Annotated in this window: 9 protein-coding genes; 8 read left to right on the forward strand and 1 reads right to left on the reverse strand. The window is 68.9% G+C overall.

Annotated features, from left to right (window positions below):
- The first annotated feature begins 87 nt into the window (after positions 1-87).
- Entirely contained in the window at positions 88-6,273 is a 6,186-nt protein-coding gene (locus LAO51_00095) for a translocation/assembly module TamB domain-containing protein (GenBank protein ID MBZ5637133.1), read from the forward strand.
- A gap of 13 nt (positions 6,274-6,286) precedes the next feature.
- On the opposite strand, the gene LAO51_00100 is transcribed toward LAO51_00095, so the two are convergent.
- The gene (locus LAO51_00100; GenBank protein MBZ5637134.1) at positions 6,287-7,417 is read right to left on the reverse strand and encodes an SRPBCC domain-containing protein; all 1,131 of its coding nucleotides are present in this window, start codon (positions 7,415-7,417) and stop codon (positions 6,287-6,289) included.
- A 322-nt stretch (positions 7,418-7,739) separates the two neighbouring features.
- Here LAO51_00100 and bcrC point away from each other — a divergent pair, with 322 nt between their 5' ends.
- The 7 genes from bcrC to LAO51_00135 all read left to right on the forward strand — a co-directional run bounded on the left by bcrC (position 7,740) and on the right by LAO51_00135 (position 15,129).
- Positions 7,740-8,972 (forward strand): benzoyl-CoA reductase subunit C, encoded by a 1,233-nt coding sequence (gene bcrC / locus LAO51_00105; GenBank protein ID MBZ5637135.1) that lies wholly within the window; start codon positions 7,740-7,742, stop codon positions 8,970-8,972.
- Positions 8,972-10,246, forward strand: a complete 1,275-nt coding sequence (gene bcrB / locus LAO51_00110) for a benzoyl-CoA reductase subunit B (protein ID MBZ5637136.1) — start codon at positions 8,972-8,974, stop codon at positions 10,244-10,246. Before bcrC ends, bcrB begins: the two co-directional genes overlap by 1 nt.
- On the forward strand, positions 10,243-11,520 hold the full coding sequence (locus tag LAO51_00115; GenBank protein MBZ5637137.1) for an acyl-CoA dehydratase activase: 1,278 nt from the start codon (positions 10,243-10,245) through the stop codon (positions 11,518-11,520). The genes bcrB and LAO51_00115 overlap by 4 nt, the downstream gene beginning before the upstream one ends.
- Complete coding sequence (gene bcrD, locus LAO51_00120) at positions 11,517-12,386, forward strand: benzoyl-CoA reductase subunit D (protein MBZ5637138.1); 870 nt, start codon at positions 11,517-11,519, stop codon at positions 12,384-12,386. Before LAO51_00115 ends, bcrD begins: the two co-directional genes overlap by 4 nt.
- A complete protein-coding gene (locus LAO51_00125; GenBank protein MBZ5637139.1) occupies positions 12,347-12,811 on the forward strand; it encodes a GNAT family N-acetyltransferase in 465 nt (154 codons plus the stop codon). The genes bcrD and LAO51_00125 overlap by 40 nt, the downstream gene beginning before the upstream one ends.
- Positions 12,812-12,887: 76 nt before the next feature.
- Positions 12,888-14,069, forward strand: coding sequence for an acyl-CoA dehydrogenase family protein (locus tag LAO51_00130; protein MBZ5637140.1), 1,182 nt, complete (start codon positions 12,888-12,890; stop codon positions 14,067-14,069).
- Positions 14,070-14,232: 163 nt separating this feature from the next.
- A complete protein-coding gene (locus tag LAO51_00135) occupies positions 14,233-15,129 on the forward strand; it encodes a xanthine dehydrogenase family protein subunit M (GenBank protein ID MBZ5637141.1) in 897 nt (298 codons plus the stop codon).
- Positions 15,130-15,152: the final 23 nt, after the last annotated feature.

The raw sequence follows: 15,152 nt of genomic DNA on the forward strand, positions 1-15,152 counted from the left end.
CGAATCGATCGGCGGTGGCCCCCACAAGTGCCTGAAGACGACGCCACACGGAAGCCCGGTCGAGCGCGTCGATCGCTCCGATGGGCGTTGTTGCTCATCGCCCTGGCGGCCGGGCTGGTGACTTATCTGTCCGGCCCTGGGGCGAGGCTCGACGCACTTGCTCTCCGCCGCGTCCGCGACGGGGCGTCGGCGGCCTTCGAGCGGCCGGTGTCGGTCGCGTCGGTTCACGTCTCGGTGCTCTCGGGCCGCATCGAGATTCGCGGCCTCACGCTGAGCGCGTCCCCTCCGGCGGCCCGGCCCGTCCTCACGATCCCGGTTCTCTCCGCGACGTTGGCGCTCCGGCCTCTCCTGCAAGGACGGCTGGAGATCTCGGGGATGCGCATCGAGCGACCGGAGGTCAACGTGTGGCGCGAGGACGGACGCTGGGAGGGCCCGTTTCCGGCCTCCGCGGGCGAGGAGCGCCGCACGGCGATCCTCCTCAGCCGGCTCGAGATCGTGGACGGCGTCGTTTCCGTCGAGGACCGGGAGATTCCCCTGTGGGGACGCGCCGAGGAGGTGCGGATCGCGTGGGTGTCCCGCCGGGACGGCGACGGTGAAGGGACGCTCGATACGAACCGGCTCAGCGTGGGGGATGGCGACGCGAAGCAGCTCGGAAAGGTGCACCTCGAGGCGGCGCTGACCGGGAAGAAGGCGAAGTCCAAGGGCGCGGTGTCATTGGGCGGCAGCGTGCTGAATCTCGAGGGAGACGCGGACCTCGATCTCCGGGGGACCCCCACGGTCTCGGGAGAGATCCGCGCGGCGTTCGACGTCCCCAGGGCTGCCGAGGTACCGCTGATCCCCTCGCTGCTGGGCCTCGGCGGCCCGATCGCCGGCAGCCTCCGGGGAACCGCGACCGTTCGCTTCGGGAGCGAAGGGTGGGCCGCCGAAGGTCGCGTGCGGGGAGACCACCTCGCCTATTCGGGGATCGAGGCGTCCGCGCTGGACGCCGAGGTCGCGGCCTCGGAGCGTGGCGCCACGATACGGAGCCTGTCCGCCCGCATGCTGGGCGGCACCGTGACGGCCGCGGGGTCGGTCGAGCTTCGCCGTGGCGGCGATATCCGTGCGAAGGTCGGCGCCGAGGGGCTCTCCGTCAACGACGCGCTGAAGGTGGCAGGTCTCGACGCCGCGCTCGACGGGGTCGCATCGCTCGACGCGGATCTGTCCGGGAGCCTCGGCGATCGGGGCTCGCTCCGCGGGACCGGGACGTTCCGCGTCATGCCGACCGGGACGGCCGGCGCGCGCCGGCGGCTCGACGCGGAGGCGACGGGCACGATCGGCCTCGAGCATCTGGTGATCTCGGCGATCGCGCCGGCGGCCCGCGTCGGCCCGACCACGGCATCGATCCGAGCCGAGAAGGCGCTGGACGGGCCGAAGGTGCGGCTGCACCTCGACATCGTGAGCGGGGCCTTGGGCGAGAGCGCCGATCTCGTCGCCGCCCTCTTCGGGCACGCGCCGGGAGAGAGCCCGCTACCGCTCGATTCGGCGAGGCTCGAGGGGCGTGGGAAGGCGACGGCGGAGCTGACGATCGAGGAAGGGCACCACGCGTCGGGGACGATCGCGTTCGTCGTCGACGACATCGCGTACCTGGGCGTCGGGGCGGACTCCGCCGCGGGCACCCTCGAGGTGGAGGGCGGGGTCCTCACCTTCCGCGACACGCGGGCGAGCAAGGGGAGCGGGACGTTCCGATTGAAAGAGGGGACGGCGCCGACCTCCGCCGGGGAGCCGTGGCATTTCGCAGGATCGTTCGACGCCTGGCCCGCCGACGACGTCCTTGCGCGGACCGGCGCTCCCGGCTCCCCGACCGCGCGGATCACCGGCCGCGCGGAGATCGGCGGCGGGAGCGGCGGCCGGCACGGGTCGTCGGATCTCTCCCTCTCCGACGCGAAGCTGGGCCCCATCGCCTTCGAGACGGGGCGCGTCGAAGCGGTGCTCGAGGAATCCGTCCTGAAGATCACGAGCCTTGCCGTCCGGGGTCCGGCTGGCCGCGTCGCCGCGTCGGGGAGCTACGATTTCGCGAATTCTAGGATCGCCGGGTCGCTCGAGGCTTCGGGAGTCGACGCCTCGCTGGCGGGCCCGTGGCTGCGGGGACTCCCGGTGGCCGGACGCGTCGCGTTTTCCCTGCGAGGCGAGACGGGGAGCGGGACCACGGCTTGGAGTGGGACCCTCTCGCCGGATCCGGACTTGTCGCTCGGGGGACGCCCGGTCGAGGACCTCTCGGTTTCCTCCGAGGGCGACGGCGCGAGCGCGCGCCTGACCGTGCGGATCGGGAACACGGCGACCGCCCTGGCGGAGGTGGCGATCGCCCCGCCCCACGATTCGAAGGGACAGCTCGAGCTGACGTCCGTCCCGGTCGCTTGGCTGGTCGAGTTCATCCATCCGGCCGCCGCGTCGTCGGTCGGCGGAGAGCTCACCGGCCGGATCAAATGGTCGGGCCCGCTGGACGATCCGGGCGCGATCCGGGCCGACGCGGAGATCCACCCGTTGCGCGTCGTCGTCGGGGCCGAGTCGTTCACGGCGCCCCGGCCCGCCAGGGTGTCGCTCGAGGGCGGCCGGATCTCCTTCGACGACGTGTCGCTCGTGTCCGGAGCCAGCCGGATCGAGGTGCGCGGCGGCTACCCGCTCGATCCGTCGCGAGCGGCGCTCGATCTCTCGCTCGACGCATCAGCGGACCTGAGCGCTCTGACCGCGTTCGTCAGGGGTCTGACTTCCGCGGGAACGCTCACGGTCGCGCTCAAGGCGACGGGAAGCCCGACCACGCCCGACCTTCAGGGGACGGCGAGGCTCGAGGGCGGCCGCGTTCGCATGGCCGGCAATCCCCTGGCCGCCGCGGACCGCCTGCAGGCGGAGGCCCGGATCGAGCGCGGCGCCGTCCGCATCGAGCGGTTCTCGGGGACCGTCGCCGGCGGATCCCTTCACGGAACGGGACTTGTCACGCTCGAGGGTCTCGAGCCCGCTTCCCTCGTGCTCGAAGCCAAGGTGAACGCCGCGGCGCCGGAGATTCCCGAGGGATTCCGCGGCCTGTATTCCGGCGACCTCAGGTTCGAGGCGGCGAAGGGGAAGGACCCGGCGCTGTCCGGGCGTCTCGATCTCATTCGAGGGGTCTGGCGCAGGAACTTCGAGCTCGACCGGATCAACCTCCTGGCGAGGACCCGAGCCCCCGTCGTCGAGGTGCCGAAGCCGGACGAAGGTCTGGCCAGGACGTCCCTCGACGTGACCGTTGACGCGAACGACAACCTCTGGCTCCGCAACGACCTCGCCGACACCGAGGCGTGGGGCCGCATCGAGATCGGCGGGACCGTCGGTCACCCGCAGGTGTCGGGACATTGCGAGTCGCTCGACGGCGGCGAGCTCCGGTTCGGAAAGGTCCGATACCAGCTCGAGTCGGCAAGAGTCGACATCCCGGCCGGACCCCGGCTCAACCCCGAGTTCGACATCGTCGCGTCCACCCGCGTCCGGGAGTACGACGTGAGGATGCACCTCTGGGGAGACACGACCCGGGTGGATTCCGAGCTCAGCTCGAACCCCTCGCTCGCGGAGAGGGACATCCTCGCCCTCCTGTTGACGGGCTCCACCACCGACACGGCCGATTACCAGGCGAAGCCGGGCACGATCGAAGGGAGCGCCGCAAGCCTCGTGGGAGGGCAGATCGGGAGCATGGTCGGCAGCCAGCTCGAGCGGTGGCTCGGATTCGAGGAGGTGCGGATCGATCCCTACCAGTACCAGACGACGGGCGATCCGACGACGCGCATCACGCTGGGCAAGCGGCTCTTCCCGCGGGTGTTCGTGCGCACCTCCGTTCCGCTCAACTCCACCACCCAGACCACCACCTACGAGGTCGAGTACCAGGTGAATCGGAAGGTGAAGGCCTCTGCGTTTCGAACCGACCGCGACGCGCTGGGGGCCGGCGCGCGCTACTCGGGGAAGACGTGGTCCCACTACGCCCGGACCCGCCGCAAGGCAACGACCCCCGCCTCTCCCCACGCCGAGGAGAAGGTGTCGGAGGTGAGGTTCCTCGGAGATCCGGGCGGCGATACGGCGCAGCTCGCGAGGCTCGTCCCCGTCCGCACCGGGCGGGACTTCAGCCGGAGGGACCTCGTCGAGGGAACGCTCAAGTTGAAGAAGCACTACGTGAAGGACGGGTATCTCGAGGCGTCCGTCACCGCGTCCAGCGCCAGCCCGCGCGCGGGTTTCGTCGACGTCGAGTACGCGATCGACCGGGGCCCGAAGATCGAACTCGTGATCGAGGGCGCGGGCGATTCCGAGAAGACCGTCCGCGGGATCCTCGACGCGCTCTGGCTGGAGCCGGCTTCCACCGGAACCGATCTCGAAGAGGAGGCGCGGGAGCGAATCCGGCCGGCGCTGCAGGCGGAGGGGTACTTCAAGTGCGAGGTCCGCGTGGACGCGGAGTCGACCTCATCGGGCCGGAAGGTGACCTTTCACGTCGACCGCGGCGAGAAGGTCCACGTGGCGAGCCTGTCCATCGCGGGGGCGTCGTCGATCCCGGAGGCCGAGATCCTCCAGCACGTCCTGGCCGGACGCGAGACCCGCTTTAGGCGCGACGTGCTGAAGCCCGAGGTCCTGGACATCGACGTCTCGACCGTGGAGAACCTCTACCACAGCCGGGGGTTCCTGTCGGCACGGGCGGCGTGGTCCGTCGCCCTCACCCCCGACGGCAGGGACGCGCACGTGGAGATCCAGGTGACGGAGGGGCCCAGGGCGACGCTGCATTCGGTCCGGATCAGCGGGAACCGGGAGATTGGGGACGACCGCCTCCGCGCCCTCGTGCGAAGCCGCGAGGGGGAGCCCTTCGACGCGGCGAAGGTGTACGAGGACCTCGAGCGCATGCGCTCGATCTACGACGAGGGGGGATATCTCGACGCGCGGGTCGAGGACGACGTCCGCTCCGACGGCGAGAGTGTCGACTTGGTCTACGTGATCGTCGAGGGAGAGCGAAAGACCTTGCGCGACGTGGAGATCGAGGGGAACCGCATCACCCGCACCAGCGTCATCCGGCGGCTCGTCCACCTGGCTCCGGGCGACCCGATCAGCCACGCGCAGCTCCAGAAGATGCAGACCGATCTGTCGCGCACGGGGCTCTTCAGCGAGGTGAGGCTCTCGTGGGCGGACGCGCAGGGGCCGCCGGGCGGGCAGGTCCTCAAGATCTCGGTTCGCGAGGCCGACGACCTGGCACTGGGAGCGGGGGCCGCCTACGACACCTTCAACGGGCCGAGCGTCCAGGTGGACGCCGCCGACACGAACCTGCGCGGGACCGGCTGGTACTCGGGGCTGTCGATCCTCTACGGCAGCAAGGTGCAGCGCCAGCAGCTCAACTTCAGGGCGCCGCGCGCCGTGGCGGGCTGGGTGCCGATCCTGAGCGCGACTCACGACGTCGAGGTCCGCGACTCGTTCAGCCAGACGGGGACCGCCGTGTCCGTCGCGCTCGAGCGGAAGACGCCGGGCGACGTCACCCACATCGTCCGCTACACCACCAGCTTCTCGAACGTCTACGCCCTGACGGTCCCGGAGGAGACGTTCCACGCGACGGAGCCGCGCCTCGACCTGGGGCAGGTTCGCCTCAGCAGCGTCGGCTACTCCATCGCCCGCGACAAGCGGGACAATCCTCTGAACACCACCCGGGGAACCTACGCCAGCGCGGACCTCAGGGTGTTCGCGGAGCCCATCGGCTCGCAGCAGCGATTCTCGAAGCTCTTCCTCCAGGGAAGCGCGGCCCGTCCGCTCCCGGGGGACCTGGTCGGCGCGTCCGCCGTGAAGATCGGCCTCGCATCCCGGTTGGGGACCCCGAATCCGCTTCCGCTGCAGGAGCGCTACTTCGCCGGCGGGGGCTCGACGTTCCGCGGGTTCAGGCAGGACGGCGTCGGCTACGTCGATCTCGAGCAGGCGACCGACTCGTCCGGCAACCCGGTCCAGGTCGATGCCGGCACCCTGGAGCACGGCACGCTCCGCCCGCTGGGCGGCGAGTCCGTCTTCATCCTCAGCAACGAGCTGCGGCGCCGCGTGGCCGGCAGCATATCCGCGGTCCTCTTCTGGGACTCCGGCAGCGTCTTCCCGACCCCGGCCGACATCCGCCTCGATCGCTTCCGGAACACGCTCGGCACGGGAATTCGCTTCGACACTCCGATCGGTCCGGTGAGAATCGAGTTCGGCTGGAAGCTCGACCCCAGGGCCGGGGAGTCGGCGGGCGAGTACGTCTTCACCATCGGCCAGAGCTTCTGACGGGCACGCGCCGTCAAGAGCCAGAATCCACGCCTTCCGGGAGACCCAGGCCGGCCGCCCTCCTCCACTCAAAGAGCGAGACCTTCCACTGCTTCGCCTTTTCGAGGGCCGGATCGAGCTTCCCGTCGGGCATGAGCTTCTCCAGCAGGCCAGGGCGGTTCGCTCGCGCCCACGTCTTGAACTCATCGACGCGATCGTGCGGCTTCGGCTCACCGGGAATCGAGTGGACCAGCACTCCGGAGATCCTCCCACCCTCGTCGAAGTCGTACGTCATGTAGTACCGAGATGGCGGGCGATCCACCAGCCGGTACCAGTCGTTCGTCTCGGACACCGTCGCGCGCACCGAGCGGGCCGTAACGACGGCGGCCTCGAGGATCCCTTCGCTTCGGAAGAACCGGTCCCAGCCCGCCCACGGGTCGCCGTCGCTTTCCGCGTCCAGCTTCGAGCCTTGTCCGTCCCTCGTCTCGAACCACATCCTCGCGTCGGTCGCGAGGGTCGCGCGCTGCGCGTCGCGGTCGTTCCGGCGCTTCGCGTCTCGGTAGCGGAGAACGGTGGCGACGAGGGGATTCGACGCGTCCACCGATGCCGCGGAGCCGGTCCCGGCCGGGTGCGCGGTCACGTACGGGAGGAACCGCTCGACGAGGAAGTGACGCCAGACGCCCTCGACGGCCGCGGGCCAGTCCTTGTGGTACTCGCCCGCGGCGTGCACGGAGAGCTTCACGCGCGTCCCGCGATCGGTGGGCTCGAAGTCGAGGGAGGTGACGACGTCCACCGCCGATCCGGAGAGACCCAAGGGACCGTTGAACCGCAGGCGCTTCGGTCGCTCGGCGTAGATGACCGTCGCGTGCCAGGCGCCGTTGCCCTTGTCGTCGAACGCCTCCACGAATCCCCCGCCCGGCCTCGCGTCGAAATACAGCGCCTTCGGATTCTCGGAGAAGTGGTGGCCCCACCATGCGAGGGTCTCGCGGGTGAAGGCGTCGAAGGCCCGTTCCGGGGGAGCCGGCACCTCGACGTCGAGGTCGAAGGCGAATCCTCCCGTCTCGATCGGGCGGGGCTCGGCGGCAGCCCGAGGGACGAGGACGCCGAGGCATCCGAGGAGGATGGCGGCCAGGATCGGTCGCTCGAGGCGTGCGGTTCGTGCCATGGCAGGTCTCCAGGGAATCCGGCGGATCTTGCTCGAACCGGCGGTGCGCGTCCCACGGGCTAGGCTCGCTCCGGTGGGCGTTCGCCAGCAGCGGTATCTTGCCGCCGGGCTCCGAAACGACAATCGCGGATCGTTCCATCCGGCCTGCCATCGCCTCTAACTCGATGATCGGACGACAACAGGCACGATCCGGACCGCGGCAATGGAGAATTTCAGTCCATGAGTCTGACCCGATTCTCGAGGACTGGCAGGATCTTCATTTGATTTAAATCAAGTTACTCTTGCTGAAGCGAACTCGCCAATGTTGTTGACATCTCAGCGAATGAATGTATTATATCGAACGTTCGTTCGAAATATTTCGGTGATCTCTTCCGGAGGCTGGGAAGTGACCGCACGGGCCGAAATCATCGATTGGGCGAGGGATCTGTACGAAGATCTCGACTTCGGCGCCGTCCGCCGCTGGATTGCGGCGCGCCCGGGGCGCACCGCCGCCGGATACCTTCCGGTCTACGCGCCACGCGAGATCGTCCACGCGTGCGGGATGCTGCCGGTGGGTATCCACGGCGGGGGGGACCGCCTCGAGATCATTAGGGGCGACGCATTCTACCAATCGTACATCTGCCACCTCCCGCGGTCGGTCATCGAGCTCGCCCAGTCCGGGCGGCTCGACATGCTCTCCGCCGTTCTTTTCCCCTCGACGTGCGACGTGATCCGGAACCTATCGGGGATATGGAAGCTCCTCTACCCTGCGACCTACGTCCGCTACATCGACGTTCCGCAGGTGACGTCCCCCTCGACTGGCGGCGCGTTCTGGGAGGCGGAGCTGCGCCGTCTACTGGGAGATCTCGGCGAGATCTCCGGACGCCCGGCGACGGACGACGTGCTCCGGGAGTCGATCGCGCTCTACAACGAGACGCGGCGCTGGGTCCGCGCGCTGTACCAGGCACGCCGCGAGGCACCCTGGAACGTCCCGACCGAGGAGCTATACCTGTTGATGCGGGCCGGCGAGGTCGTCCCGGCGGACGTATTCGTCGAGAGAGCGCGGGCTTACCTCGGCGCGGTCGAGGCGGAGCCGGGACGCCCCAGAGACAACAGCCGTGTCATCGTCGTCGGCGCGTTCTGCGAGCAGCCGCCGCTGGGACTGATCAAGACCATCGAGCGCGCGGGGTGCTACATCGTCGACGACGACTTCCTGCTGGGGAACCGCTTCCTCTCCTCGGACGTATCTCCGGAAGGCGACCCGATCCGGTCGCTCGCCCTGGCCTTTGTCCGTAACGACCTTCGAACGTCGATCCTTTTCGAAGCCGACCCCCGCGGCAAACGGGGCCTGATGAAGGAGCGCGCGGCGGTCGCCCGGGCCGACGGGATCATCTTCGCCGCGCCGAGCTTCTGCGATCCCGCGCTCCTGGACCAGCCGATGCTGCGGGCCGGGGCCGAGGCGGCCGGGATCGCCTGCATCGCGTTCAAGTACTCCGAGAACAGCGGCCAGTTCCAGCAGTTCCGCGAGCAGGCGGGGACGTTCTCCGATTCGATCAAGCTCTGGGGAGGGGCGTGATGGCCGAGGTGCAGAAGGACCGCTCGATGCTCCTTCAAAAGGAGATGATCGAGCAGCACTTCAAGCGACTCGAGCGGGTCGCGGAAACTCGCGAACCTGTGGTCTACACCTTCGTGCCGGGCAACCTCACCGAGCTGATCCGATCGTTCGACGCGCTGCCCGTGCTGCCCGAGATCAACGCGCTGCAGTCGGGCATGCGGAAGCTCTCCGCCGATTACATCGCCGAGGCAGAGCGGGCCGGCCACTCCGAAGACGTCTGCACCTACGTCAAGTGCGACCTCGGAATGCTCAAGTCGGGCAACATCGGGCCATCCGGAACACGGCTCCCGAAGCCCGATCTCCTGCTGCTCTCGTACACCGGATGCTACACGTTCATGAAGTGGTTCGAGCTGCTGCGGGAGGAGTACGACTGTCCCACGGTGCTTTTCCACGTCCCGTACCAGGGGGATGGGAGGCAGGAGCCGCAACAGCGCGACTACATGGTCAGGCAGCTCCGCGAAGAGGTGATCCCCGCACTCGAGAGGGCCACTGGCCGTCGGTACGACGAGGAGAAGCTGAAGGAGAACCTGGCCCGGTCGGCGCGGGCCGAGGACGACCTGGTCGCCGTGCTGCACTCGGCGAAGCGCCGCCCCAGCCCGATCGACGGGTACTTCGGCGCGGTTTACTACGTCGGGCCGATATTCAGCGCGTTCCGCGGCACCTCGGAGGGGATCGAGTATTACCGCGCGCTTCGCGAGGAGGTCGAGGCGCGTGTCGCTGCCGGCCTCGGCCCGATCACGCCGGAGGGGTCGCTCGACACCCAGAGGTACCGGCTGGTGATCGAGGGGCCGCCGAACTGGACCCACTTCCGCGACTTCTGGAAGATGTTCGCCGACGAGGGGGCGGTGGTGGTCGCGTCGACCTACAGCAAGGTCGGCGGCACGTACGATTTCGGCTTCCGGCACGACCCGGGAGACCCTCTGGGTACTCTGGCGGACTACTGCAGCGGCTGCTACACGAACCTCAACCTGCCCGAGCGAGTCGAGATGCTGTCGTCCTACGTTCGTGAGTACGAGGCCGACGGTTTCATCATCAACTCGGTCAAGTCCTGCAACTCTTTCTCCGCGGGGCAGCTCATGATCCTGCGCGAGGTCGAGCGAAGGACCGGCGTCGCGGGAGCGTTCATCGAGTCGGACCTCGTCGATCCGCGTTACTTCTCCGCGGCGAACATCAAGAACCGGCTGGAGAGCTACTTCCAGATGATCGACGCGCGGCGGACGGGGTCGGCGGAATGAACTGCGTCCTCGGGATCGACCTCGGTTCCACCACGACGAAGGCGGTGATCCTGGCGGAGAACGGCGAGGTGCTCGGCCGCGGGATCACCAACTCGCGATCCAACTACGATCTGGCCGCCGCGGTGGCTCGAAGCGAGGCGTTCATCAGCGCGCGGTTCGGCCTGTTGCGGCGAGAGGTCCAGCCGGTGGCGGGAGCGGAGGCGGTCGCGAGGCTGCGACGGGCCTTCCTCGTCGAGCAGACGCTGCACCAGCTTCGGCGCCTCCGGGCGCTGCTCGACGAGGAAATCGAGCGCTGCGCTTTCGGCGAGCTCGCCGAGCCCCTGCGGCGCGCCGTCGGGGAGATCTGCCGCCGGATCGCCGCGGAAGAAGAGGAGCGCTTCACCCGGCCCGATCTCCTGCAGGGATCCGAGTTCTTCCGGGATGCCGCCGGGTCGGCCTACACCCGGATTGCCGAGGAGGTCGCCGAACCCCCGGCGGTCACCTTCGATGCGTTGGTGGGGCTCTACGACAAGTGCATCATCCGGGTCGAGAACGAGCCGCTCGAATTGGGCTTCCGCGCCCACATCGGCTCCGCCCTGGCCCGAATGGGCAGCCCGCAGGAGCTCGAGGCGGGCGTCGAGTCCGCGGCCGCGGCCCAGCTTCAGGAAGCGGCGAGCGTGGGAACCGGGTACGGGCGCGCACGCCTTCCGTTCCCCAAGGAGCAGATCCGCTCCGAGATCCTCTGCCACGGCCTTGGCGCGCACGCGATGTTTCCGGGGACGCGGACCGTCCTCGACATCGGCGGGCAGGACACCAAGGCGATCCAGGTGGACGAGCGCGGGATCGTCACGAGCTTCCAGATGAATGATCGGTGCGCCGCCGGGTGCGGCCGGTACCTGGGTTACATCGCCGACGAGATGAACCTCGGGCTCCACGAGCTGGGCCCGCTGGCCGAGCGATCGCGGCGCTGCGTCAAGATCAATTCGACGTGCACGGTGTTCGCCGGTGCGGAGCTGCGCGAGTTGCTCTCGCTGGGGGAGGCGCGCGAGGACATCCTGGCCGGCCTCCACCGGGCGATCATTCTGCGGGCGATGAGCCTTTTGGCGCGCTCCGGCGGTGTCGTTAACGAGTTCACGTTCACGGGCGGGGTCGCGCACAACCCGGCGGCCGTGCGGGCCCTGCGCGCCGTGGTTCGGGAGAACTACGGCGAGATCCGGACGAACATCTCCCCCGACAGCATCTACACGGGCGCATGGGGCGCCGCACTGTTTGCCCACCGGATGGTCAGCGCATGACGATCACTGCGGGCATCGACGTCGGCAGCGGCGCCGTCAAGGCCGTGGTCCTGAGCACCGGCGAGGCCGGAGCCGAGATCCTGTCGCACGTGACCTCACGCATCCGTCGCCGGGACGTGGGCCGCGTCGTCGAGGAGGTGTTCGGGAGGGCGGTGGCCGCCGCGGGGGTGCGGGAGATCCACTACATCGCCACCACGGGCGAGGGAGAGGACATCCCGTTCGCCACGGGTCATTTCTACGGGATGACGACCCACGCCCGCGGCGCCCTGTACCTCGAGCCGCGAGCCCGCGCGGTCCTCGACGTCGGCGCGCTGCACGCGCGCGCCGTCGCGATGGACGGCAGGGGACGGGTCCTGGATTACAAGATGACGAGCCAGTGTGCCTCCGGGTCGGGACAGTTCCTGGAAAACATCGCCCGCTACCTGGGCGTATCCCAGGCGGAGGTCGGTTCGCTCTCGTTGCAGGCGGACGCCCCGGAGATGGTCAGCTCCATCTGCGCGGTGTTGGCCGAGACGGACGTGATCAACATGGTCTCCCGGGGCGTCAGCACGCCCAATATCCTGAGGGGAATCCACGAGAGCATGGCCGAGCGGTTCGCCCGACTCCTCCGATCCCTTCCGATCGAGGGAACCGTCTTCGTGAGCGGCGGGCTCTCCGCGGACGTCGGATTGATCGCCGCTCTCGAGGACGCGCTCGCCGGGCGCGCCGCCTCGGCGGCCCGGCCGTTCGAGCTGGCCACTCACGATCTCGCCATCTGCGCGGGTGCGATCGGGGCGGCGATCTGGGGCGACTTCCGACATCGGAAGCTGGGAGAGGAAGGTGCGGTATGGACATCGGACGCGGCGAACCCCTCATCCGTAGCCTGAAGGCGGACGACTGTGCGCGACTGGTCAGGATGGACCAGGAGATCAGCGGGCGAAACCGCCGGGCCTGGTACGAGGGGAAGACCCGACGTGCCCTCGAAGAGTCGGACGTCCGGATCTCGCTCGGTGCCGATGTGGACGGCTCCCTCGTGGGCGCCCTCCTCGGGTCGGTGCACTACGGCGAATTCGGGCAGCCGGAGCCGGTAGCGATCCTGGACACGCTGCTCGTGGATCCGGCGTTCGCGCGGAGGGGCATCGCAACGGCGATGCTCAGGCAGCTGCTGCAGAACCTCTCGGCGCTGCGAATCGAGCGTCTGCGAACCGAGGTCGCCTGGAACGAACTCGACCTCATGGCCTTTTTCGAAAGGGCGGGCTTCGCACCGGTTCCGCGCCTGGTGCTCGAGCTTCCGGTCCCGGCGGCCCGGTGAACCGCCCGTATCCGCGCGTCGTGCGTCCTCCGGCAGCTCGAGCGCACGATGGACCGCCTTCCCGCGAGGTGAGACGATGACGATCCGACCGACCGGCAGCCCCGCACGCGGCGTCGACTTCTTCGAGATCGACGCCGAGCTGGCGGAGGAGGAGCGCCAGGTGCGCGACGGGGTCCGCTCCTTCGTCAACGAGAGAGTGCTTCCGATCATCGATGAGGCGTTCAAGAAGGACCGCTTCCCGATCGAATTGGTGCCTCGAATGGCGGAGATGGGCCTGTTCGGCGCCAACCTGACGAGCTACGGCTGCGCCGGGGTCAACAACGTCTGCTACGGCCTCATCTGTCAGGAGCTCGAACGGGGCGACTCGGGTCTCCGCTCGTTCGTGTCCGTCCAGACGTCGCTCGTGATGTACCCGATCCACTCTTTCGGCTCCGAGGAGCAGAAGGAGCATTGGCTGCCACGTCTCGCGGCCGGCGAGGCGGTCGGGTGCTACGGCCTCACCGAGCCGGACCACGGGTCGGACCCGGGCACGATGGTCACGCGCGCCGAGCGGCGCGGCGGCGAGTGGATTCTGAACGGCGCGAAGGCCTGGATCACCAACGGCTCGCTCGCCGACGTGGCCGTGGTCTGGGCGAAGACGCAGGACGGGATCCGCGGTTTCCTGGTCGAGAAGGGGACCCCGGGGTTCACAACCCGGGATTACGAGGGGAAATTCTCCCTCCGGGCATCGGTGACGTCGGAGCTGTACTTCGACGATTGCGCGATCCCCGAGTCCTCCGTCCTGCCGAAGACCGGCGCGCTGAAGCACGCGCTGATGTGCCTGACCCAGGCTCGCTACGGCATCGCATGGGGGACCCTCGGCATGGCCGCCGCTTGTTACGAGGAGGCGGTGAGGTACGCGGGGGAACGAATCGTGTTCGGCCGACCGGTTTCAGCGTTCCAGCTCCAGCAGGCGAAACTGGCTGACATGCTGACGGAGATCACGAAGGGCCAGGTCCTCAATTTGCGCCTCGGGCGTCTCAAGGACCAGGGACGCGCCGACTTCGCACAGATCTCCATGGCCAAGCGCAACGGCTGCCGGACCGCCCGGCAGTGTGCGCATCTCGCGCGGGAGATTTTCGGCGCCTCGGGCATCATGCACGAGTACCCGATCGCGCGACACTTCGGCAACATCGAGGCGGTCTTCACTTACGAGGGGACGGACGATATCCACACGCTGATCCTCGGGGAACGCATCAGCGGGCACCCGGCGTTCTGAGCCGAGACCTCGTCGCGCGGGCTGTCGCGCGGGCCCGGTAGGGAGTCGGTTTCGGGGAACCGCAGGGATGATTTCGTGTTGCGAATGGCCCTGACTCGGGGTAACGTATCGAACGTTCGTTCGAAATTTTCGAGATTCCCGGTCCCCGGACCGGCAAGGTGTCTTGAAGAGCGGGTCGACGATGTCCTTCTGTGATTTCGTCTTCCACCGGCCCACGGCGCTGACCGACGCGTGTCGCCTTGGCCAGCGGCTCGGTGCCGGAGCTCTCTACTTTGCCGGAGGGACAGAGCTTCTGCCTGACATACAGCGCGGCGTCGAGACGGCGAGCGACCTCATCGCGCTCGACGGCGTCCCGGAGCTCCACGGCATCGCATTCGACGGCGCCGGACTCCGGATCGGAGCCATGACCACCATTCGCGAGTTGGCCGAATCCCCCGCCGTGCGCGAGGCCTATCCCGTGCTCGCCGAGGCGGCCCTCACCCTCGGCGGCCCCCAGATTCGAAGCCAGGCGACCCTCGGCGGGAACTTCTGCCGGGCCGTCCCCTGCGCCGACACCCCGCCGGCGTGCATCGTGGGGGGCGCTACGGTCAGGCTGGTGAGCGAGGAAGGGGAGCGAACGCTTCCGGCCGAGAATTTCTTCGTCGGACCGCGCTGCACCGTTCTGCGCCCCGGTGAGCTCCTGGTGGAGATTCTGATCCCGCCGCAGCCGCCCCGGTCGGGCGCGAGCTATCAGCGCTTCGCTCTACGGCAAGGCTCGGCGCTCGCGGTGGCGTCCGTGGCCGCTCGGTTGGTTCTGAACGGCGACAAGATAGGCTCGGCTCGGGTGGCGCTCGGCTCCGTAGCGCCGGTGCCGCTCGCCGCCACCCGGAGCGCGGCTATGCTCGAAGGACGAGCGCCCGAGGAAGACCTATTCGCGCGCGTCGCGGCCGAGGCCGCGGCGGAGGCCCGCCCGATCAGCGACCTGCGTGGATCGGAGCCTTTCCGTCGGCTATTGGTCGAGGTCCTGGCTCGGCGCGCGCTGAGGGAGGCGGCGGCCCGGGCGTCGGAGCGCGCGGCATGAGCGACGGGATCGTGGTGCGCTTC

It is taken from the genome of Terriglobia bacterium (assembly GCA_020073205.1).
GTDB lineage: Bacteria > Acidobacteriota > Polarisedimenticolia > Polarisedimenticolales > JAIQFR01 > JAIQFR01.

Excerpts from the sequence above, each read along its gene's own strand:
- LAO51_00100 (MBZ5637134.1), bottom strand. The coding sequence starts at position 7,417 with ATGGCACGAACCGCACGCCTCGAGCGACCGATCCTGGCCGCCATCCTC.
- LAO51_00115 (MBZ5637137.1), top strand. The coding sequence starts at position 10,243 with ATGAACTGCGTCCTCGGGATCGACCTCGGTTCCACCACGACGAAGGCG.
- bcrC (MBZ5637135.1), top strand. The coding sequence starts at position 7,740 with ATGAATGTATTATATCGAACGTTCGTTCGAAATATTTCGGTGATCTCT.
- bcrD (MBZ5637138.1), top strand. The coding sequence starts at position 11,517 with ATGACGATCACTGCGGGCATCGACGTCGGCAGCGGCGCCGTCAAGGCC.
- bcrB (MBZ5637136.1), top strand. The coding sequence starts at position 8,972 with ATGGCCGAGGTGCAGAAGGACCGCTCGATGCTCCTTCAAAAGGAGATG.
- LAO51_00125 (MBZ5637139.1), top strand. The coding sequence starts at position 12,347 with ATGGACATCGGACGCGGCGAACCCCTCATCCGTAGCCTGAAGGCGGAC.
- LAO51_00130 (MBZ5637140.1), top strand. The coding sequence starts at position 12,888 with ATGACGATCCGACCGACCGGCAGCCCCGCACGCGGCGTCGACTTCTTC.